General features: G+C 59.8%; 20 protein-coding genes and 1 pseudogene. 7 read left to right on the top strand and 14 right to left on the bottom strand.

Annotation, left to right across the window (positions count from 1 at the left end):
- Positions 1-36 precede the first annotated feature (36 nt).
- Positions 37-1,251: an extracellular solute-binding protein gene (locus VF709_RS20585; RefSeq protein ID WP_149896617.1), complete on the bottom strand. Its 1,215-nt coding sequence runs from the start codon at positions 1,249-1,251 to the stop codon at positions 37-39.
- A gap of 321 nt (positions 1,252-1,572) precedes the next feature.
- Between VF709_RS20585 and VF709_RS20590 the strand changes: the two genes are divergently transcribed.
- The gene (locus VF709_RS20590; protein ID WP_149896616.1) at positions 1,573-2,688 is read left to right on the top strand and encodes an ABC transporter ATP-binding protein; all 1,116 of its coding nucleotides are present in this window, start codon (positions 1,573-1,575) and stop codon (positions 2,686-2,688) included.
- On the opposite strand, the gene hpxK is transcribed toward VF709_RS20590, so the two are convergent.
- The 8 genes from hpxK to VF709_RS20630 form a co-directional block, all read right to left on the bottom strand.
- On the bottom strand, positions 2,685-3,923 hold the full coding sequence (hpxK, locus tag VF709_RS20595; protein WP_149896615.1) for an allantoate amidohydrolase: 1,239 nt from the start codon (positions 3,921-3,923) through the stop codon (positions 2,685-2,687). The genes VF709_RS20590 and hpxK overlap by 4 nt on opposite strands.
- Positions 3,920-5,161 (bottom strand): pyridoxal-phosphate-dependent aminotransferase family protein, encoded by a 1,242-nt coding sequence (locus VF709_RS20600; RefSeq protein ID WP_038419062.1) that lies wholly within the window; start codon positions 5,159-5,161, stop codon positions 3,920-3,922. The genes hpxK and VF709_RS20600 overlap by 4 nt, the downstream gene beginning before the upstream one ends.
- A gap of 13 nt (positions 5,162-5,174) precedes the next feature.
- Complete coding sequence (locus VF709_RS20605; protein WP_013097221.1) at positions 5,175-5,912, bottom strand: amino acid ABC transporter ATP-binding protein; 738 nt, start codon at positions 5,910-5,912, stop codon at positions 5,175-5,177.
- Positions 5,893-6,549: an amino acid ABC transporter permease gene (locus VF709_RS20610; protein WP_038985602.1), complete on the bottom strand. Its 657-nt coding sequence runs from the start codon at positions 6,547-6,549 to the stop codon at positions 5,893-5,895. Before VF709_RS20610 ends, VF709_RS20605 begins: the two co-directional genes overlap by 20 nt.
- Positions 6,549-7,214, bottom strand: coding sequence for an amino acid ABC transporter permease (locus VF709_RS20615; protein ID WP_040021584.1), 666 nt, complete (start codon positions 7,212-7,214; stop codon positions 6,549-6,551). The genes VF709_RS20610 and VF709_RS20615 overlap by 1 nt, the downstream gene beginning before the upstream one ends.
- 4 nt (positions 7,215-7,218) lie before the next feature.
- The gene (locus VF709_RS20620) at positions 7,219-8,001 is read right to left on the bottom strand and encodes a transporter substrate-binding domain-containing protein (protein ID WP_020689666.1); all 783 of its coding nucleotides are present in this window, start codon (positions 7,999-8,001) and stop codon (positions 7,219-7,221) included.
- Between the two features lie 192 nt (positions 8,002-8,193).
- The gene (gene hpxU / locus VF709_RS20625) at positions 8,194-9,033 is read right to left on the bottom strand and encodes a MurR/RpiR family transcriptional regulator HpxU (RefSeq protein ID WP_440232238.1); all 840 of its coding nucleotides are present in this window, start codon (positions 9,031-9,033) and stop codon (positions 8,194-8,196) included.
- The gene (locus tag VF709_RS20630; RefSeq protein WP_187170972.1) at positions 9,020-9,181 is read right to left on the bottom strand and encodes a hypothetical protein; all 162 of its coding nucleotides are present in this window, start codon (positions 9,179-9,181) and stop codon (positions 9,020-9,022) included. The genes hpxU and VF709_RS20630 overlap by 14 nt, the downstream gene beginning before the upstream one ends.
- On the opposite strand from VF709_RS20630, the gene hpxW reads away from it, so the two are divergent.
- From hpxW to hpxZ, 4 genes are read left to right on the top strand one after another with little or no spacing between them, the layout of a single operon-like run.
- Positions 9,180-10,763, top strand: a complete 1,584-nt coding sequence (gene hpxW, locus VF709_RS20635) for an oxamate amidohydrolase (RefSeq protein ID WP_149896613.1) — start codon at positions 9,180-9,182, stop codon at positions 10,761-10,763. The genes VF709_RS20630 and hpxW overlap by 2 nt on opposite strands.
- Before the next feature lie 10 nt (positions 10,764-10,773).
- Entirely contained in the window at positions 10,774-10,962 is a 189-nt protein-coding gene (gene hpxX, locus VF709_RS20640; RefSeq protein WP_023620993.1) for an oxalurate catabolism protein HpxX, read from the top strand.
- Positions 10,959-12,356 carry an AtzE family amidohydrolase gene (locus VF709_RS20645; RefSeq protein WP_149896612.1) on the top strand — a complete coding sequence of 466 codons (1,398 nt, stop codon included), beginning with the start codon at positions 10,959-10,961 and terminating at the stop codon, positions 12,354-12,356. Before hpxX ends, VF709_RS20645 begins: the two co-directional genes overlap by 4 nt.
- On the top strand, positions 12,353-12,739 hold the full coding sequence (gene hpxZ / locus VF709_RS20650; protein ID WP_149896611.1) for an oxalurate catabolism protein HpxZ: 387 nt from the start codon (positions 12,353-12,355) through the stop codon (positions 12,737-12,739). The genes VF709_RS20645 and hpxZ overlap by 4 nt, the downstream gene beginning before the upstream one ends.
- A 115-nt stretch (positions 12,740-12,854) precedes the next feature.
- On the opposite strand, the gene puuE is transcribed toward hpxZ, so the two are convergent.
- The 3 genes and pseudogenes from puuE to VF709_RS20665 all read right to left on the bottom strand — a co-directional run bounded on the left by puuE (position 12,855) and on the right by VF709_RS20665 (position 15,264).
- Complete coding sequence (gene puuE, locus VF709_RS20655; protein WP_227160187.1) at positions 12,855-13,754, bottom strand: allantoinase PuuE; 900 nt, start codon at positions 13,752-13,754, stop codon at positions 12,855-12,857.
- Positions 13,672-14,548: pseudogene (gene hpxA / locus VF709_RS20660) on the bottom strand (allantoin racemase). Before hpxA ends, puuE begins: the two are co-directional and overlap by 83 nt.
- Positions 14,548-15,264, bottom strand: a complete 717-nt coding sequence (locus tag VF709_RS20665) for a GntR family transcriptional regulator (protein ID WP_013097231.1) — start codon at positions 15,262-15,264, stop codon at positions 14,548-14,550. The pseudogene hpxA and the gene VF709_RS20665 overlap by 1 nt, the downstream one beginning before the upstream one ends.
- A gap of 144 nt (positions 15,265-15,408) precedes the next feature.
- Here VF709_RS20665 and VF709_RS20670 point away from each other — a divergent pair, with 144 nt between their 5' ends.
- Together VF709_RS20670 and guaD are read left to right on the top strand one after the other, a co-directional pair.
- Entirely contained in the window at positions 15,409-16,917 is a 1,509-nt protein-coding gene (locus tag VF709_RS20670) for an NCS1 family nucleobase:cation symporter-1 (protein ID WP_045902780.1), read from the top strand.
- Entirely contained in the window at positions 16,917-18,233 is a 1,317-nt protein-coding gene (gene guaD, locus VF709_RS20675; protein ID WP_187170971.1) for a guanine deaminase, read from the top strand. The genes VF709_RS20670 and guaD overlap by 1 nt, the downstream gene beginning before the upstream one ends.
- Here the strand turns inward: guaD and uraH are convergent.
- Together uraH and uraD are read right to left on the bottom strand one after the other, a co-directional pair.
- Positions 18,213-18,536 carry a hydroxyisourate hydrolase gene (gene uraH, locus VF709_RS20680; protein ID WP_013097234.1) on the bottom strand — a complete coding sequence of 108 codons (324 nt, stop codon included), beginning with the start codon at positions 18,534-18,536 and terminating at the stop codon, positions 18,213-18,215. The two genes, guaD and uraH, sit on opposite strands and share 21 nt — an antisense overlap.
- Positions 18,533-19,033: a 2-oxo-4-hydroxy-4-carboxy-5-ureidoimidazoline decarboxylase gene (gene uraD, locus VF709_RS20685; RefSeq protein WP_047351976.1), complete on the bottom strand. Its 501-nt coding sequence runs from the start codon at positions 19,031-19,033 to the stop codon at positions 18,533-18,535. Before uraD ends, uraH begins: the two co-directional genes overlap by 4 nt.
- Positions 19,034-19,160: the final 127 nt, after the last annotated feature.

Genomic DNA, 19,160 nt, shown 5'->3' on the forward strand with positions numbered 1-19,160 from the left:
CGGGAGAGAGTCCTCCCGTTTTGCGACGGCAGAAAATTACTGGTTGCTGGCCTGCATGGCTTCGATCTGCATCTGGACCTGTTTTTCTGCGCTATCCAACGCGGCTTTAGGATCCTGTTTGCCGGTCAGGCTCAACTCCAGCGCGGCGTTGGCTGGCCCCCAGACTTCACCCATTTCAGGGATGCCCGGCATGGCAGTTGCGCGCGCCGACTGTACCGCGACGGCACTCGCTTTTTCGTCGTTTTTGATAATCGGATCGTCGATCATCGCGGTAAGCGGCGGGATTTCACGCGTGGCGATGTAGCGCGTTTTCACATACTGCGGCTGGTTGATGAATTCGATAAATTTCTGCGCCAGGGCTTTGTCTTTGCTCCACGTGGAGACAACGTAGCCTTTCACGCCAAGGAAAGAACTCATAGGCTTGCCGTCGGGCAGCGTTGGCAGCGGCGCAACGCCGTAGTTGATCCCTGCTGCTTCATACGGCTGGAATGCCCACGGCCCATTGATCACGGCTGCCGCTTTCTTCTCGGTGAACAGGGAGTCAATGGCGTTCAGACCGTTGTCACCGACTATCCCGGCCGGGAAGACCCCGTCGGCGTAGAATTTTTTAAGGTACGTCACGGCCTCTACCGCGCCCGGCTTGTTCAGGCCAACGTCGCTGGCGTTATAGCCGCCCTTGTCGTTATGACCGAAGATGTAGCCGCCCATCGGGGAAATTGCCCCCCAGCTGTAGTAAATCTGGTCGAACTTGGCGAGCAGGCCGTACTGGTTTTTCGCGCGCTGCTGTTTCGAAAAGTCATACCAGTCCTGCAGCGAATTGAGGGGCTTGTCGATGAGGTCTTTGTTGTAGATCAGCACCAGCGTCTCGACCGCTTTCGGTACGCCGTAGAGGGCATTATCCATTTTGAAGGCATTAATTGAGGCCGGGGTGTACTGTTCGGTCTGCTTAGCCTCCAGATTCAGGGGGGTCAGCAACCCTTGCACTACGGCACCGCCCAGCTGATCGTTAGGGATCACCAGCACGTCCGGGCCAATGCCCGCCGGGCCGTCCAGACGCAGTTTTTCCAGCTGCTGGGCGAAAGGGGTTTCCTGGACGTTGACCTTAACGTCGTACTGTTTTTCAAAGTCAGCCACCGCCTCTTTTATACCGGATGACTTCTTGATGTCTTCCCAGACGTTAAGCTGCGTGGTGGCATGTACCTGCACCGAGAGCGTAGAGAGGATCAGAGCGGCAAGTAGGTTCTTTTTCATTACAAACCTCATGTGAAGGTATAACAATTTTATGGTTGTTATGACATTTAACGCCTTATCTGCCTCATCTAAAATTCAGCAAAATCAGATGCTGCACGTATGACATCAAATATCTTTGGTTTGGTATACGCTACCCTTCACATCATGATAACTCTACAAAAAACTGTAAGTTGTGTGATCGTCATAACATTAATGGAAAATCTGTATAGGGCGCATGAATACTGGAAGTTATAGTCAATACAGACAAATTGCACCGTCCAGCTATGTTGAACCTGATTGTTATACGTAAAACATAGATAGCGGTTTACTCGGGGAACACTGATGTCAAACATACAGTTAAGGAATGTCACCAAGCGCTTTGGCGACACCGTCACCTTGCACAACGTGAATCTTGAAATTGAAGACGGGGAATTCGCCGTCTTTGTTGGCCCTTCCGGCTGCGGTAAATCGACCATGCTGCGCATGATTGCCGGTCTGGAGGAGATTAGCGAAGGTGAAGTCTTAATCGGTAATGAGGTCATGAATGACGTCGCGCCTTCCCACCGCGGCGTGGCCATGGTGTTTCAGTCCTACGCGCTCTATCCGCACATGACGGTCGCCGAAAACATGGGCTACGGGCTGAAAGTGAATAAGGTCCCAAAAGAACAGATCCGTCACCAGGTGGAGATGGTGGCAAAAACGCTGCAGCTCTCCCACCTGCTGGACCGCAAACCTAAACAGCTTTCGGGCGGGCAGCGCCAGCGCGTGGCAATAGGCCGCGCCATCGTGCGTAACCCGCGCGTCTTTATGTTTGATGAACCGCTCTCTAACCTGGACGCCGAACTTCGCGTCGAGATGCGTCTGCACCTTGCCCGCCTGCATCAGGAGCTGAAAACCACCATGGTGTATGTCACGCACGACCAGATCGAAGCGATGACCCTGGCCGACAAGATCGTGGTCATGAACTATGGCAAGGTTGAGCAGATGGGCGCCCCGATGGATCTCTATTACAAACCGGCAAATAAGTTTGTCGCCGGGTTTATCGGTTCTCCGAAGATGAACTTTCTGCCGGCGACCGTTGAAGCCTGGCAGCCAGGTAAGCTTACCGTCAGGCTATCGCAACAGAAGTCGCTCACGCTCGCGATAACCACCACACCGCTGCAGCCGGGAAGTCAGGTCACGCTGGGCATCCGCCCGGAACATTTAACCACCGACCTTCACCGCGGCACGCGGCTGGAATTTAACTGTGAAGTGGTGGAGCGACTGGGAAACAATACTTACCTGTTTGGGCAATGCTATGGCCATGACAACGTAAAGATCTTGCTGCCGGGCGACGTGAAGTTCGCGCCCTGGCAGAAGATAGACGTGGCGTTTGACGACCATCACTGCATGGTTTTTGACGACCATGATGTACGGGTTAGCGCTGATATCGAAGATGCGGTGCGTTCGGTGGCTTAACGCGCGCCACCGTCAGCCAGCGCTCTCACCGCCCGCCCAAACGCCTCAATCGCCAGCGCAACATCCTCAGCCATCACCGACTCCGCCGGATGGTGGCTGATGCCCCCCTTGCAGCGCACAAACAACATCCCCACCGGCCAGCGTTCTGCCAGCGCAATGGTGTCGTGCCCGGCACCGCTCGGCAGCGATAGCGTACGGCCCTGAACCGATGTCACGGCCTCCCCTAACAGCGATTGCAGTCTGGCATCGCAGGGCGTGGCGGCGATCCGGTAAAACTCCTCGGCGTTGAAACGGAGCCCACGCCGGGCTGCGATCTCTTCCGCCTGAATGAGCAGTGCAGTGAGCAATGCGTCCAGCGGGGCATCCTGCGGGCCGCGAATATCCAGCGATAGCGCCACCTCGCCGGGAATCACATTGACCGCGCCGGGCAGGCAGCGTAACGCCCCCACCGTGGCAACCAGATTGCCGCCGCGCTGTCGGGTGGTGTTTTCAACCTGCACCATCCATTCGGCAGCTGCGGCCAGGGCATCTTTACGGTGAGCCATCGGCACGGTACCGGCATGCCCGGCTTCGCCGGTAAAGAGACAGTTCAGACGCCGCGCGCCGTTAATGGCTTCTACCACCCCCAGTGCCAGCCCCTCCTGCTCCAGGCACGGCCCCTGTTCAATATGCAGCTCCAGACAGGCGCTGAAATCGTTCTGATGCCGCGCGGCAAGCGCTACCCGTGCGGGATCCAGCCCCGCCTGCACCATCGCCTGCGCCACGCTTATGCCACTGGCATCACAGGTATCAAGCCAATTCTCCGGCCAGGTGCCCGTCAGACCGCGACTGCCTAACAGCGTGATGCCGAAGCGGGTCCCCTCTTCGTCGCAGAAGCCAACAATCTCGATGGCCTGCGCCAGGCGCACGCCCTGCTGATGCAGGCTGTCCACCACCTCAATGGCGGTGAGCACGCCGAGCATGCCGTCGTAGCGCCCGGCATTGCGCACGGTATCCAGATGCGAGCCAAGCAGTATCGCCGGTGCGCCCTCCAGCTGCGCCTCATAGCGCCCGCAAATATTCCCGACGCTGTCCTGCCAGACGGTCATGCCCGCCTGGCTCATCCACTGCCCGACCAGCTGGTTGGCCTGCAGATGCTGCGTGGAAAGATAAACCCGCGTCAGGCCGTCCGGGGTTTCGCTGATGGCGGCCAGCGCATCGGCACGGGCCATTGCCCGCTCTGCCGCCGGGCTCATTGTGACGTCTCGCGGCGATAATGATCCCACGCGGCCTGCATCGCCGCCCCCTGGGGGGTGGTAAATTTCAGGTAGTTCAGCACCGACTCCAGCGCGCTCAGGGTGGTCATTACGCAGTCTTTACGGGCGTTATAACCCATGGTGCCAATGCGCCATACCTTGCCGTGCAGCGGGCCAAACGAGGTGCCAATTTCGATACCGAAATCTTCCAGCATCAGCTTACGCACCTGATCGCCGTTAACGCCCTGCGGGATCACCACGCCCAGCACGTTGTTCATCTTGTGCTTCAGATCGCCAAAGGTCTCCAGCCCCATCGCCTGAATGCCTTTCAGCAGCGCATCGCCGTGCAGCTTGTGCCGGGCGATGCCGTTGTCCAGCCCTTCCTGGAGGATCAGCCGCGCGCATTCGCGGGCTCCAAACAGCGCGGTGGTGGCTTCAGTGTGATGGTTCAGCCGCTCCGGCCCCCAGTAATCCATCACCATGCCGAGATCGAAATAGTTGGAGTAGATCATCTCCTCGTCGCCGTCGCGATGGGCGTCGGTGCGGATCCCCTCCTCGACGCATTTGCGGCGGCGGATCGCCTCTTCCATGCGTGGGCTCAGGGTGATCGGTGACGTGCCGGACGGGCCGCCGAGACATTTCTGCATGCCAGCGGAGACGGCATCCAGCCCCCAGGCATCGGTTTCCAGCGCGTTCCCCCCCAGCGACGCGGTGGCGTCGGTGTAAAACAGCACGTCATAACGGCGGCAAATCGCGCCGAGCTCGGCCAGCGGCTGCAGCATGGTGGTGGAGGTATCCCCCTGCACGGTCAGCAGCAGACGGGGACGAATACGTTTGATGGCATCCTCCACCTGATCCGGGGTAAACACCTCGCCCCACGGCACCTCGATGGTATGCACTTCCGCCCGGCAGCGGCGGGCGATTTCGCACAGCAGATGGCCGAAGCGGCCAAACACCGGCACCAGCACTTTATCGCCCGGGCGAATGGCCGACACCAGAATCGCCTCAATGCCCGCGCGCGAGGTGCCGTCCACCAGCATCGTCCAGCGGTTTTCGGTGCGGAACACCCCGCGATAGAGCGCCATTACTTCGTTCATGTAGTGGGTCATCGCCGGGTCGTACTGACCAATCAGCTGGCTCGACATGGCGCGCAGCACGCGCGGATCGGCGTTGATCGGCCCCGGCCCCATCAGCAGACGCTGCGGCGGATTAAGTTGCGGAAATTGAGCGATATCCATTGTTAAGTCCTTATCAGTTGAGGCCGCGCACGGAGGAGATGAACTGCTTCAGTTCGGTTGTCTGCGGGTTAGCGAAAAGCGTTTTGCTGTCGCCCTGCTCCCAGACTTTCCCCTGGTGCATAAACACCACGCGGTCGCCCACTTCGCGGGCAAAATTCATTTCATGGGTCACGAGAATAAGGGTCATCCCTTCTGCTGCCAGCTGCTCCAGCACCTTAAGCACTTCGCCCACCAGTTCCGGGTCGAGCGCGGAGGTGATCTCGTCACACAGTAAGACTTTTGGCGACATCGCCAGCGCACGGGCAATTGCCACGCGCTGCTGCTGGCCGCCGGAGAGACTCGACGGGTAGTAATCCAGACGATCGCCGAGGCCGACTTTCTCCAGCATCTGCTGCGCCAGCGCCCGGCATTCGGCGGCACTTTTCTTCAGCACCCGACGCGGGGCGAGCATTACGTTTTCCAGCGCCGTCATGTGCGGGAACAGGTTGAAGTTCTGGAACACCATCCCGACCGAGCGGCTGATTTCACGCGCCTGGGAATCCCGGTCGGTGATGGTCATGCCGCCAAGCTTGATGCTGCCGTCCTGATACCCTTCCAGACCGTTGATGCAGCGCAGCAGGGTGCTTTTGCCGGATCCGCTGCGCCCGATAATCGAAATCACCTGGCCCATGTCGATATCGAGATCGACCCCCTTCAGGACATGGTTATCGCCGTAGTACTTCTGCACCTGATTAATGGTGATGAGAGGCATTGAATTTAGTCTCCAGATAACGGCTGTAACGCGACAGCGGATAACACAGAATGAAGTAGCCCAGCGCCACCAGCGCAAAGACCTTAAACGGTTGATAAGTGACATTGGTGAGCATCGTCCCGGCTTTGGTCAGCTCGATAAAGCCGATGATTGACGCCAGCGCCGTGCCCTTAATCACCTGGACGGCAAAACCGACCGTCGGCGCAATCGCAATCCGCAACGCCTGCGGCGCGACCACCCGATAAAGCGTCTGGCCAAAGGTCAGCCCCAGACAGCGCGACGCTTCCCACTGCCCTTTGGGCAGCGCGCGAATGCTGCCAAACCAGATATCAAGCAAAAACGCGCTGGTGTAGAACGTGAGGGCCAGCGATGCGGCGGTCCATGGCGAGACATCAATGCCGAACAGCGCCACGCCGAAGAACGCCAGAAATAGCTGCATCAGCAGCGGTGTACCCTGAAACAGTTCGATATAGCCGCGGATCAGGCGCATGATCAGTCGTCCGCCAGTGAGACGCAGCAGCAGCAGCGGCAGGGTCACCACCGCGCCGCCGACAAACGCCACCAGCGACAGCAGTATCGTCCAGCGCCCGGCCAGCAGCAGGTTGCGAATAATGTCCCAGTCGGTAAAGGTGGTCATCATGCCTGCACCCCCAGCCATTTGCGTCCTGCCGCCATCATCAGCTGACGCAGGGTAATCGACAGCGCTAAGTAAATCCCGGTTGTCACCAGATAAACCTCAAAGCTCAGAAACGTTCTGGACTGGATCAGGTTGGCGGCAAAGGTCAGCTCTTCATACGAGACCTGCGACACCACCGACGAGCCGAGCATCACGATAATGCACTGGCTCACCAGCGCCGGATAAATACGCTGTAGCGCAGGCGGTAACACCACGCGAATGAAGGTCTGGGTGCGGGTCAGCCCCAGCACGCGTCCGGCCTCCCACTGCCCTTTGGGTGTCACCTGAATGCCCGCCCGGACAATCTCCGTGCTGTACGCGCCCAGATTGATCACCATCGCCAGCAGTGCCGCCTCACCCGCCGTCATCTTCAGCCCCATATTGGGCAGGCCAAAGACGATAAAAAACAGCTGCACCACAAACGGCGTGTTACGGATAATCTCCACGTAACCGCCCCAGATCCGGCTAAACCACGTCGCCCGCCCGCTGCGAATAGCCGCCCCGAAAATACCAATCGTCAGACCGCCCAGGGTCGCCATCACCGTCAACTGGATGGTGACCCACAGCCCGGCCAGCAGCGCCGGCCAGTGCGGCCAGAGCTCAGAGAAATGGAGTTGCTCTGTCATTGCCTTACACGCCAAGGCTTGCCGGCAGCGGCGCCTTGAGCCACTGCTCAGAGAAGCCGTTCAGGGTGCCGTCTTTAATACCCTGTTCAATCAGCGCATCCACTTTCGCCTTCAGCGCTGGTTCATTTTTCTTCAGCCCGATAAAGCACGGTGAATCTTTCAGCATAAAGCTCGGCACCGGAGCTTTCTCCGCGTTCTGGCGCGAGATGGCTGCCACCACGAGGTTGCCGGTGGCCACATACTGTACCTGTCCGGACAGATACGCCGACAGCGTGGTGTTGTTGTCCTCATAGCGTTTTACGTCTGCGTCTTTCGGCGCCAGGCTGGTCAGCACCATGTCCTCGACCGCGCCACGCGTCACGCCGATGGTTTTACCGCTCAGGGCGGCGGCATCTTTCAGCTCTGCGCCTTTCGGGCCAAACACCCCGAGGAAGAACGGCGCATAGGCGCGGCTGAAATCGATCACCTTTTCACGTTCCGCATTCTTACCGAGGCTTGAAATGACAAGGTCAACTTTGTCGGTTTGCAGATACGGCACGCGGTTGGCGCTGGTCACCGGGACCAGTTGCAGCTTGACCTTCATCTGTTTGGCCAGATAACGCGCCATATCGATGTCATAGCCCTGCGGCTGCAGATCGGTTCCGACCGAGCCAAACGGCGGGAAATCCTGCGGCACGGCAATGCGAATGGTGCCGCGTTTCTCGATATCCTGAAGCTGGTCCGCCTTTGCCGACAGGTTAGTGAGCAGACAGACGGCCCCGGCCAGTGCAATCAACAATTTTTTCATGGTGCTTCCCCGTAACGTTAAAATGAAACAAAAGATTCTTTGAATTGGATTTTGCAACTAATGTGCCAGATAAAGCGAAACGCGGGATTTTATTGTAAAGCCTGATAAAACAAAGGCGGGGCGAAAAAGCTGTCTCTTTTTCGCCCCGCCTCACTGCACCATTTCAATGCAAAGCACCACACCGATGCCCCATTATCGTTGTTCGAGCTCGTCCAGGTGCTGATACAGGGTGGCGATCTCATGAATGCGCGGACGACCTTTATCGAGGATTTCATGCAGAAAGGCGTTTGCCAGCAGGTTGATCAGGCTATTGACCGAGGCGTAGCTGTCATAGGCTGAGACGCTGTCCAGCGGAGCACAGAGCTGCCAGCTCGCCAGCGGAAACAGGCTGTGCGCCTGCGGCTCGCACATCAGCAGCACCGGGATACCCCCGGCCTGAAGCTGCAGCAGCAGCGGGCGGATAATGCGCGGGCGGCGACGAAAGGCCATCATCACCACCAAATCGTCAGGGGTGAGATCCACCAGCTCTTCGCTCAGGCTCTGCCCGGGCTGCGGCAACACCAGCACCTGCCCGCGTGCCTGCAACAGCTGCTGACGCAGATGCAGCGCCGCCGGATAGGCGTTACGCATCCCGATAATGACAATGCGCCTCGCCTTAACCATGCACGCCATCGCGTCGGCAAACTGCCGGGCATCCAGGGCATTCACCCACTGAGTCAGATTAGCCATCTCCTGCTTATAGTGACGCGCCAGCAGCGTATTGCCCTGCACCGCGTCGCGGTTGTCAGTCAGCGGCATACCGCTCTGGCGCAGGGTACGCAACTCATCGCGCATGTCTTTATACTTCTCATAGCCCAGACGCTTAAACAGGCGGCTCACCGTGGCTTTCGACACCCCACTCAGCTGTGCCAGCTCGGCGCTGTTGTAGCTGATCAGGTCGTCGAAGTGATCGAAAATAAAATCCGCCACCCGCTGCTCCTGCGGCGACAGTGACGCGTATTGTGCTTTCAGTCGTTCATCAAGCTGTTCCATAACGCCTCTGTAACGTTTGTTTCATCTCTTGCTCTCTATTCATTAAGCATGCCAGCTTATCAGCCGGGATGACATGAAACTTTTCTTTCATACCTGGAACAGCTTTTGCAGCGCCTTGTGACTTTTCAGGGTTATGAGGACTGTTCATGCAAAGTAATGTCTCCGTACACGGAATGGCGGTTGCCCCCCATCATCTTGCCAGCCAGAGCGCGCTGTCTGTGCTGCGCGATGGCGGTAGCGCGATTGAAGCGATGGTCGCGGCAGCGGCCACCATTGCCGTGGTCTATCCCCATATGAATGGCCTGGGCGGCGATGGCTTCTGGCTTATCGTGCCCCCCGGCGGCGAACCGATTGCCATCGATGCCAGCGGCGCGGCGGGATCGCTGGCGACGCTTGCCGCCTATGGCGATCTGGCGCACATCCCCCACCGCGGCCCCCGTGCGGCACTGACCGTGGCGGGTACCGTCAGTGGCTGGGCGGAGGCGCTTAAGGTCTCACACGCGCTGACGGGCAACGCCCTGCCGCTGACGCGCCTGCTGGCAGATGCCATTGACTATGCCCGCAATGGCACGCCGGTCACGGCCTCGCAGGCCACTGCCACCGCCAGTAAATTCGACGAACTGAAAGACCTGCCCGGCTTCGCAGAAACCTGGCTGGTAGACGGCAAACCACCGGAGGTCGGCAGCCGGTTTTATCAACCGGCGCTGGCCTCCACGCTGACGCAACTTGCCGAAGAGGGTCTGGAGAGTTTTTATCGCGGTCCGCTGGCGGCGCGTCTGGCCCGTGGGATGGAGACGCTCGGCCTGCCCATTACGCTGGCGGATTTGAACGCGCATGTCGCCCGGCGCACCACGCCGCTGAAATTAGCGCATCAGCAGGGTGAGGTCTGGAACCTCGCCCCACCGACGCAGGGGCTGGTCTCGCTGGCGATCCTCGGCATCACCGACCGTCTGGCGATGGCCGATGCCGACGACGCCGGGACGGTGCACCGCATTGTGGAAGCCACCAAACTGGCCTTTGGCCTGCGCGATGCCCACATCACCGACCCGCGCGAGCTGAAAACCGATATCCAGAGCCTGCTGGATCCTGCGGCGCTTCAGGCGCTCGCCGACCGGGTTGACGATAACCATGCCGCGCCGTGGGGCACCGGCAAAGGCCCTGGCGATACGGTGTGGATGGGGGTGATGGATAACAGCGGCCTGGCCGTGTCGTTTATCCAGAGCATTTATCACGAGTTCGGCAGCGGCGTAGTGCTCCCGGATACGGGTATCGTCTGGCAGAACCGGGGGGCGTCGTTCAGCCTCGATCCCGCACATCTTCTGGCTCTCGCGCCGGGCAAACAGCCGTTCCATACCCTGAACCCGGCCGCGGCGCGTCTGAACGACGGACGGGTGATGGTCTACGGCTCCATGGGCGGTGACGGCCAGCCGCAAACTCAGGCCACGCTCTTTACCCGCTATGTGGTGCAGGGTCTGCCGCTGCAGGAGAGCATCTCCCGTGCGCGCTGGCTGCTGGGGCGCACCTGGGGACAAAGCTCAGACACCTTAAAAGTGGAAGGCCGGTTTTCCCCTGAAACGATCGCACGCCTGCAGACGCTGGGTCACGAGGTGGAGATCTTCCCGGACTTTAGCGAAGCCATGGGCCACGCGGGCGCGATTGTCCGCCACCCGAACGGGCTGTTTGAAGGCGCGTTCGACCCGCGCAGCAACGGCGGCGCCGCCGGATACTGAGGAGAAAACCATGACAACACAACAACCTGACTGGCATGCCTACCTGGCGCAGATGGAGGCCGTGCTGGGCATTGAGCTGGATGACGCCCGCCGCGCGGAGCTTCAGCAGCAGTTTAGCCGCATTGCCGCCATGGCCGCCCCGCTGATGGCGCTGCCGCTTGATGACCGTCTGGAGATCGCAGGAGTATACAAAGCATGAGGCTACACGAGATGAGTATCAGCGCGATCCAGCAGGCGCTGAGTGCAGGCGAGTTAAGTGCCCGCGAAATCGCCCGTCAGACGCTGGAAGATATTGCGCGCATCAACCCGCAGATCAACGCCTGGACGGCGGTTACCGAAGCGCGGATGCTGGCCGAGGCAGAAAATATCGACACCCTGCGCCGGGAAAAGCGCCCCCTGCCGCCGCTGGCGGGCGTGCCTTACGCGGTAAAAAACCTGTTTGATGTGGCCGGGCACACCACCCTCGCCGGAGCCGAGCTGTTCAGCAAGCGTTCCGCTGCCAGCGCAGACAGCTTTGCGGTTCGCCAGCTACGCAGCGCGGGAGGACTGTTGTCCGGGATGGTCAATATGGATGCCTATGCCTACGGCTTTACCACGGAAAACAGCCACTACGGCGCCACGCGTAATCCGCACGATCTGACGCGCATTGCAGGCGGCTCCTCCGGTGGCTCTGCCGCCGCCGTCGCCGCCGGGCTGGTCCATTTTTCACTGGGTACCGACACCAACGGGTCGATTCGCGTCCCGGCGTCCCTGTGCGGAATTTACGGCTTAAAACCAACCTTTGGCCGCCTGTCACGCTCCGGCAGCCACCCGTTTGTCGCCAGTCTCGATCATATCGGGCCGTTTGCCCGCCGGGTGTGCGATCTGGCGTCCGTGTACGATGCGCTACAGGGACGAGACACCAGCGACCCTTTTCAGGCAGAGTCCTCCCGCGAGCAGACCCGGCCTTTGCTCGATCGCGGTCTGGATGGTTTGCGCTGTGCCGTCCTCGGGGGCTATTTCAGCACGTGGTGTAACGACGACGCCCGGGAAGCCGTCGCGCGCGCGGCACGTGCTCTTGACGTCCAGGAGGAGCTGCAGTTCCCTGAAGCCGCGCTGTCCCGCTCTGCCGCGTTTATCATCAGCGCCTCCGAAGGGGGGAACCAGTACCTGCCGTCACTTCGCCGTGAACCGGAGCGTTTTGAACCACACTCCCGCGAACGCCTGCTGGCTGGGGCAATGATCCCTTCCGCCTGGTATATTCAGGCCCAGCGTTTTCGCGCCCACGCCCGACAGGCCTGTAAAGCGCTGTTTGAGCAGGCCGACGTGCTGATCGCCCCGGCAACGCCGCGCAGCGCCACGACGATTGGCGAGCAGACCATGGAGATTAACGGCGAGCCACTGCCGGTGCGCGCCAGCATGGGGATGCTGACGCAGCCGATCTCATTTCTGGGTTTGCCCGTCACCACCGTTCCGCTACGCACCGCCCAGGGGACACCGATTGGTCTGCAGCTCATCGCAGCGCCGTTTAATGAACAAGCCTGCCTGCGCGTGGCGCGCGTGCTGGAGGAGAGTGGAATCACCGATGCCCGCCCGGCGGAGTTTGCAGCATGATGAATCACGATGACATTAACCTCCCGTGGGTGGTTGCAGAGGTGACGGCCGCGTTTTATCGCTATGAAGATGCGCTGGTGAGCAACAACATTGCGGTGCTGGATGAGTTGTTCTGGCACGACAAAAACACGGTGCGACTGGGCGCGGGGGAAAACCTTTACGGCATTGATGAAATCCGCGCCTTTCGGGCGGCGCGCCCCTCCGCCGGGCTGCAGCGGACGTTGCGCAATACCGTGATCACCACCTTCGGAGAAGATTACGCGGTGTGCAGCACCGAATTTACCCGCGAGGGCACAGAACGCATTGGCCGCCAGCAGCAGACGTGGGTGCGGTTTGCTTACGGGTGGCGCATTGTTGCGGCGCAGGTGAGTGTGATGTCGTGACGCTGAAAAACCTGCCTGGTGGCGCTGCGCTTACCGGGCCTGCAATGTCCCGTATACCCTGCGGGTGCTGTAGGCCGGGTAAGGCGCAGCCGACACCCGGCACAATACGACACCGCTATTTCTGAAACGGATGCACGTCCCGCCAGTGGTCAGCAATCTGCTGGCGGGTACAAACCCAGACCCGCTCATGCTGCTGCACATAATCCAGGAACCGCTGCAGCGCGCGAAAACGGCCCGGACGCCCCAGCAGGCGGCAGTGCATGCCGATGGACATCATCTTCGGTGCGCTTTCACCCTCTTCATACAGCACGTCAAAGCTGTCTTTCAGATAAGTATAAAACTGCTCGGCGGTATTAAACCCCTGGGCGGTGGCGAAGCGCATGTCGTTCGCGTCCAGCGTGTAGGGCACGATCAGGTGCGGTTTACGGCTGCCATCGCTGCAGGCCACTTCCGTCCAGAAGGGCAAGTCGTCGCCATAGTAGTCGCTGTCGTAGTCAAAACCGCCGTGCTCGACCACCAGCTGGCGCGTGTTGGGGCTGTCGCGCCCGGTGTACCAGCCCGTAGGCGGCTTGCCAAACAGATCGGTCAGCACGTGCACCGCTTTGTGCAGATGTTCCCGCTCCTGGTTGATATCCATGTTCTGATAGTGGATCCAGCGCCAGCCGTGGCTGACCACGTCGTAATCCGCCGCCTTAATCGCCGCGACAATCTCCGGGTGACGCGCCAGCGCCATCGCCACGCCAAAGACCGTCAGCGGCAGGCCGCGTTTCTGAAATTCATGATGAATTCGCCAGAACCCGGCGCGGCTGCCGTATTCGTACAGGGAGTCCATGGACATGTGTTTGTCGGGATAGCTGGCCGCTCCAATGATGTCCGAGAGAAACTGTTCTGACCCGGCATCGCCATGCAGGACGTGGTTTTCTGCCCCCTCTTCATAATTGAGCACAAACTGCACGGCGATGCGTGCCTGATTCGGCCACTGCGCATGCGGCGGGTTGCCTGCGTAGCCACGCAGATCCCGCGGATAACCCTCTTCAAAAAGCCCCATTGCTACCCCCCCAAAAATTAAAATGGATTCAATGCCTGAAAATGTCCGCTTAACGGTTTGTTCTCCGGGAAGGCCAGATCCCCGTGCTTGCTGGTTGACAGCCCCAGCGCCACCAGCGATTCCACCATCTTCACCGCCGCACTGACGCCGTCGATCACCGGCACGCGCAGCTCGCGCGTCAGCTCCTGGGCGAGCGTTGCCATCCCGCCACAGCCCAGCACGATGGCGCCGCAGCCATCCTCTTTCAGGGCCTGTATACAGCGCGCGCGCACCTTCTCCTGCGCCAGGCCGCTGCCGTCTTCCAGCGCCAGCACCGGGAGATCAATCGCGTGCAGGGCCGCGCAATGATCCTGAAAGCCATACTGCTGCAGCAGATGACGCGCGATAATCAGCGTGCGCGGCAGCGTGGTGACGATGGAAAAGCGCGTCGCCACCAGCGTGGCCATGTGCATCGCGGCTTCGGCAATGCCGACAACCGGCCCTTGCGCCAGCTCGCGCGCGGCCAGCAGCCCCGGGTCGCCAAAGCAGGCAATCACGTGCCCTTCCACCCCCTGCTCTCTGCCTTTTTTGACTTGCTCAAGGACACCCACGGCGGCAATGGCTTCATCAAAATGACCTTCGATTGAGGGCACACCCGCACTGGGGCAGACCGCGAGGATCTCCGTGCCCGGTGCAGCCACCGCGCGGGCGGCCGCGCCGATGGTTTCCGTCATCGCGAGGCTGGTATTGGGATTAATGACTTGTATACGGACAGACGACATTACGACTCCTTGTGGCTGGCGAACAGCCGGGCAAAATCGGGCAGGCATTCACCTGCCCGTTCGAAACAGAGGCTGGCGACGATATGTTCGAAATGGTGCATTAAGGCATCACTCAGGGGTTGCAGCGCTTTCTGACGCAGCAGCTCCACAAGCTGTTCGTGATCATTGCAGCGACACCCCTGACGCCACGGCGCGCCCCAGGTGGCAATCACCAACGAGGAGCGCTGGCTCAGGCGGGTCACCATCTCCGTCAGGACCTGATTGCCGGAGATGGCCTGCAGTTGAATATGGAAATTTGCGGAGTGGCGGATCGCCGCCGGGCCGTCGTAAGCCTCATGCGCCTGCTGCTCCTGACGGATGATTGACGCCAGCGCGGCCAGATGCGGCGGCTGACAGTGCGCCAGCACGTCCGGTAGATTGGCGACCTCCAGTAGCGCGCGGGTGCGAAAGATCTGCCGGGCCTCTTCGACCGTCGGGCTGGCAACGTGTGCACCACGTTTGGGCGTTAAGGTGACCATTTGCACAGCGGCGAGTCGCTGCAGCACCTTACGGATGCCCGTACGACTCACGCCAAAAACCTCCGCCAGCGCCTCTTCCGGCAATTTGCTTCCCGGCAGCAGTTGATGTTCGACAATCGCGGTCATCAGCGCCTGAAAGATGGATTCGTCTTTGTCTTGCAGGTCTGGCGCGGCGTGCAGACTGTTCACGTTGTTCATTAACCACTCCACTTTTTACTTTTCGCTATCGAATCGTATACATAAAAATAAAATATTGCATACAAGATTTATTATTTTGGCCTGGATCCTGCAACACCGTCTGCACTCCCACTCAACGGGTTTTCATTCACAGGAGCAGGTTTCATGCCAAACAGACAAAATACGCAACACGGTACGGCCGCTGATTCCGGTGCGGTATACAGCCCACGGCTTTGCAATGAGGATCTGGCACCGACGCGTGACCAGAACTGGAGCTGGTACAACATCTTTTCTTTCTGGATGTCCGACGTCCACAGCATGGGGGGATACGTGGTCGCCGCGAGCTTCTTTACGCTCGGGCTGGCAAGCTGGCAGGTGTTGCTCTGCCTGCTGGTGGGAATTTGCATTGTGCAGCTGTGTGCCAACCTGGTGGCGAAACCGAGCCAGATGGCGGGCGTGCCGTATGCGGTGATCAGCCGTCAGGCCTTTGGCGTGTTCGGGGCAAACATTCCGGCGGTGATCCGCGGGCTTATCGCCTTTGCCTGGTACGGCATTCAGACCTATCTGGCCGCTAACGCCCTGATGCTGGTGGCGCTGAAGTTCTGGCCGTCGCTCTCGTCGCTCACCACCGGCGCGTTCCTCGGGCTGTCGCACCTGGGCTGGGTCTGCTTTGCCATTATGTGGGTATTGCAGGCAATGGTCTTCTGGCACGGCATGAATGCCATCAAGCGCTTTATCGACATCGCCGGCCCGGCGGTCTATGTGGTGATGCTGGCGCTGGCAGGATGGATTGTATACAAGACCGGATTCGACGGGATCTCCTTTACCCTCGCCAGCAAATCCCTGAGCGCGGGCGAGCAGACCTGGCAGATGATCACCGCCACGGCGCTGGTGGTTTCCTACTTCTCAGGCCCGTTGCTCAACTTTGGTGATTTCTCCCGCTACGGCAAAAGCATGGGGGAAATCCGCCGCGGCAACCGCTGGGGCCTGCCGTTTAACTTCCTGCTGTTCTCCATCGTGACTGTGGTGATTGTCTCCGGTACCCAGTCGCTGTTTGGCCGCATGATCACCGACCCGATTGAAACCGTCAGCCGCGTGGGCAACGATCTGGCGGTGGCGATTGGTCTGTTGACCATGATCACCGCCACCATCGGGATTAACATCGTGGCCAACTTCGTCTCCCCGGCATTTGATTTCTCTAACTGTTCCCCGCAGAAAATCAGCTTCCGCACCGGGGGAATGATTGCCGCCGTCGGCTCGATCCTGTTAACCCCGTGGAACCTGTTTAACTCCCCGGAGCTTATTCATTACACCCTGGATGTGCTGGGGGCGTTTATCGGTCCGCTGTTCGGTATCCTGATTGCCGATTTCTACCTGATTAAGCGTGGCAAGGTATCCGTGGACGACCTGTTCGATGACACGCCAGAAGGGAAATACTGGTACCGCAACGGCTTTAACCCGAAAGCCATCGGCGCGCTGATCCCCTCGGTTGCCGTCGGGCTGGTGATAAGCTTCATCCCGGCGCTGCATGAGGTGGCAAACTTTAGCTGGTTCATTGGCGTATTCCTTGGCGGGGTAACCTACCGCTGGCTGGCGCGTGAAGAGCGCGAAGGGGCGTCCGCCGCTCACTTCACGGCACACGAGGCCACGCAAACAATCAGACAGGAGCCGTGATGGATTACCAGACTGCGATACGCGGTGCATTTTTCGATATCGCCCGGGTCTGCGACAGCGCAGACCTGATTGCCGACCATGCGCGCTACCAGGAGGACGGCCTGCTGTTTATTTACCACGGGAAAATCGTGGCGCTCATGGCCTGGCAGGAGGGAGAGCAATATCTTGACCCGCACAAGGGTTACACCGACCTGCGCGGCAAACTGCTGCTGCCCGGCTTTATCGATACCCACGTTCATTACCCGCAGACCGAGATGATCGGCGCCTTCGGCGAGCAGCTGCTGGAGTGGCTGACCACCTATACGTTTCCGGTGGAGAGCCAGTTTGCCGACGAGAGCTACGCAAAAGAGATCGCAGAATTTTTCATAAATCAGCTGGTGAGCCACGGCACTACCACCGCACTGGTGTTTTGCACACTGCATCCGCAATCGGTGGATGCGCTGTTTACCGAAGCATCGCGCCTGAACATGCGCCTTATCGCCGGGAAGGTGATGATGGACCGGCACACCCCGGACTACCTGACCGAAACGGCACAACAGAGCTACCAGCAGACGCGGGATCTAATCCAGCGCTGGCACCACCATGGACGGCTGGGGTATGCCATTACGCCACGCTTTGCGCCCACCTCATCACCGGAACTGCTGGCAGCGGTGCGTTTACTCAGAGAGGAGTTTCCGGACACCTGGCTGCAAACCCATCTGAGCGAAAACCCGAACGAAGTGGCCTGGGTTAATGACCTGTGGCCGGAGCATGAACGTTATCTGGATGTCTATCACCACTACGGCCTCACCGGCGAGCGCAGCATGTTTGCTCACGGGATCCATCTGCACCACAGCGAGTGGCAGTGCCTGCACGACACCGGATCGGCGGTGGCGTTTTGCCCTACTTCCAATCTGTTTCTTGGCAGTGGGCTGTTTCGGTTACCCGCCTGCTGGCAGCACAAGGTGCGAATGGGTATCGGCACCGACGTCGGCGCGGGTACCACCTTCAGCATGCTGCGCACGCTGGGGGAAGCTTACAAGGTGGGTCAGTTGCAGAGCTATCGCCTGCGCGCCAGCGAGGCCTTTTATCATGCCACGCTGGGTGGCGCGCATGCCCTGCGTCTGGATGACAAAATTGGCAACTTCGCACCAGGCAAAGAGGCCGATTTTATCGTGATCGACCCGGCCGTCACCCCGCTGCAGCGCCTGCGTAGCGGGCGCTGCAAGGAAATCTACGAGCAGCTGTTTGTGCTGATGACCCTGGGCGACGAGCGTAATATCAGCCAAACCTGGGTCAACGGCGAGCCAGTGTGGTCAGCTGCCGCGGTAGGTTGACCAGCCACCAGGGGCAATCACAAACGGCAGATGGAAGTGCTCATCTGCCGTTTCGCCGATTAGAAAATCAATCTGAGCGCAGGGATAGAGCGTGTCGCGCCCCGTTTCGCTAAACCAGGCGCCAGTCTCGGCCACCAGCCGATAGCGGCCCGCAGGCAGGACGGGAACAAATTCGGTGATGCGGCCCTGCGCGTTGGTCACGCCAGTTGCGATGATCTCCGCGTCCTGTTCAAGACGTACCGTCACCCCCTGCGCGGGTTTGCCCGTCGAGATATCCAGAATATGTGTACTGAGTGTGCTCATGCGCCAATGACTCCTTCCAGTCGTAATAAGGTAATTTCCCGCAGCTGATCCAGTGCGGCCTGCACCTCCTGCGCATCGCTGTTTTCCAGCCGCGCGTTCAGGGCCTGGAGGATCTCCTCCCCGCTGCGGCCTTTGGCGCGGATCAGAAAGACGCGCCCGAAACGGCTTTCGTAGCGGGCATTGCCTGCCCGTAACGCCTCAGCAAGCTGCGCATCATCATGATTCACCGCTCCCTGCTCCCGACGCGACAGCGCCGCCTCCGCCTGCGTGCCCATGGGCTTCTCACCGATGCGCGGATGCGCGCTCAGGGCCCGCGTGAGCGCGTGTTCATCCCAGCTTTTCGTCAGCGCCTGGGCCGCATCAAACAGAGCATCCCGGCTCGGATAAGGCCGCCCGGCGACCAGCGCCTCGGCCCAGCCGGGAATGGCCACGCAAGGGTGTAATAGCGTAAGCACCTCTTCGTGACCCCGGTGATTAAAATCGTCCAGCGTTATCATGGTTCCTCCCGTGTCATCATTGTCCCTGAACATTGCACAAAACACGCCACTCTTGCCTGAGGCCTGAAACAGTTGATTCCTGATCCCTAAACCGGAAATTATTGATTCATAAAAAGGCATTCCCACC

The organism is Enterobacter sp. Lyrl_3 (assembly GCF_051948675.1).
GTDB lineage: Bacteria > Pseudomonadota > Gammaproteobacteria > Enterobacterales > Enterobacteriaceae > Enterobacter > Enterobacter cloacae.

Bases quoted from the DNA above. Each gene is read 5' to 3' on its own strand.
- VF709_RS20585 (WP_149896617.1), bottom strand. From the start codon at position 1,251: ATGAAAAAGAACCTACTTGCCGCTCTGATCCTCTCTACGCTCTCGGTG.
- VF709_RS20590 (WP_149896616.1), top strand. From the start codon at position 1,573: ATGTCAAACATACAGTTAAGGAATGTCACCAAGCGCTTTGGCGACACC.
- hpxK (WP_149896615.1), bottom strand. From the start codon at position 3,923: ATGAGCCCGGCGGCAGAGCGGGCAATGGCCCGTGCCGATGCGCTGGCC.
- VF709_RS20600 (WP_038419062.1), bottom strand. From the start codon at position 5,161: ATGGATATCGCTCAATTTCCGCAACTTAATCCGCCGCAGCGTCTGCTG.
- VF709_RS20605 (WP_013097221.1), bottom strand. From the start codon at position 5,912: ATGCCTCTCATCACCATTAATCAGGTGCAGAAGTACTACGGCGATAAC.
- VF709_RS20610 (WP_038985602.1), bottom strand. From the start codon at position 6,549: ATGACCACCTTTACCGACTGGGACATTATTCGCAACCTGCTGCTGGCC.
- VF709_RS20615 (WP_040021584.1), bottom strand. From the start codon at position 7,214: ATGACAGAGCAACTCCATTTCTCTGAGCTCTGGCCGCACTGGCCGGCG.
- VF709_RS20620 (WP_020689666.1), bottom strand. From the start codon at position 8,001: ATGAAAAAATTGTTGATTGCACTGGCCGGGGCCGTCTGTCTGCTCACT.
- hpxU (WP_440232238.1), bottom strand. From the start codon at position 9,033: ATGGAACAGCTTGATGAACGACTGAAAGCACAATACGCGTCACTGTCG.
- hpxW (WP_149896613.1), top strand. From the start codon at position 9,180: ATGCAAAGTAATGTCTCCGTACACGGAATGGCGGTTGCCCCCCATCAT.
- VF709_RS20630 (WP_187170972.1), bottom strand. From the start codon at position 9,181: ATGAACAGTCCTCATAACCCTGAAAAGTCACAAGGCGCTGCAAAAGCT.
- hpxX (WP_023620993.1), top strand. From the start codon at position 10,774: ATGACAACACAACAACCTGACTGGCATGCCTACCTGGCGCAGATGGAG.
- VF709_RS20645 (WP_149896612.1), top strand. From the start codon at position 10,959: ATGAGGCTACACGAGATGAGTATCAGCGCGATCCAGCAGGCGCTGAGT.
- hpxZ (WP_149896611.1), top strand. From the start codon at position 12,353: ATGATGAATCACGATGACATTAACCTCCCGTGGGTGGTTGCAGAGGTG.
- VF709_RS20665 (WP_013097231.1), bottom strand. From the start codon at position 15,264: ATGAACAACGTGAACAGTCTGCACGCCGCGCCAGACCTGCAAGACAAA.
- VF709_RS20670 (WP_045902780.1), top strand. From the start codon at position 15,409: ATGCCAAACAGACAAAATACGCAACACGGTACGGCCGCTGATTCCGGT.
- guaD (WP_187170971.1), top strand. From the start codon at position 16,917: ATGGATTACCAGACTGCGATACGCGGTGCATTTTTCGATATCGCCCGG.
- uraH (WP_013097234.1), bottom strand. From the start codon at position 18,536: ATGAGCACACTCAGTACACATATTCTGGATATCTCGACGGGCAAACCC.
- uraD (WP_047351976.1), bottom strand. From the start codon at position 19,033: ATGATAACGCTGGACGATTTTAATCACCGGGGTCACGAAGAGGTGCTT.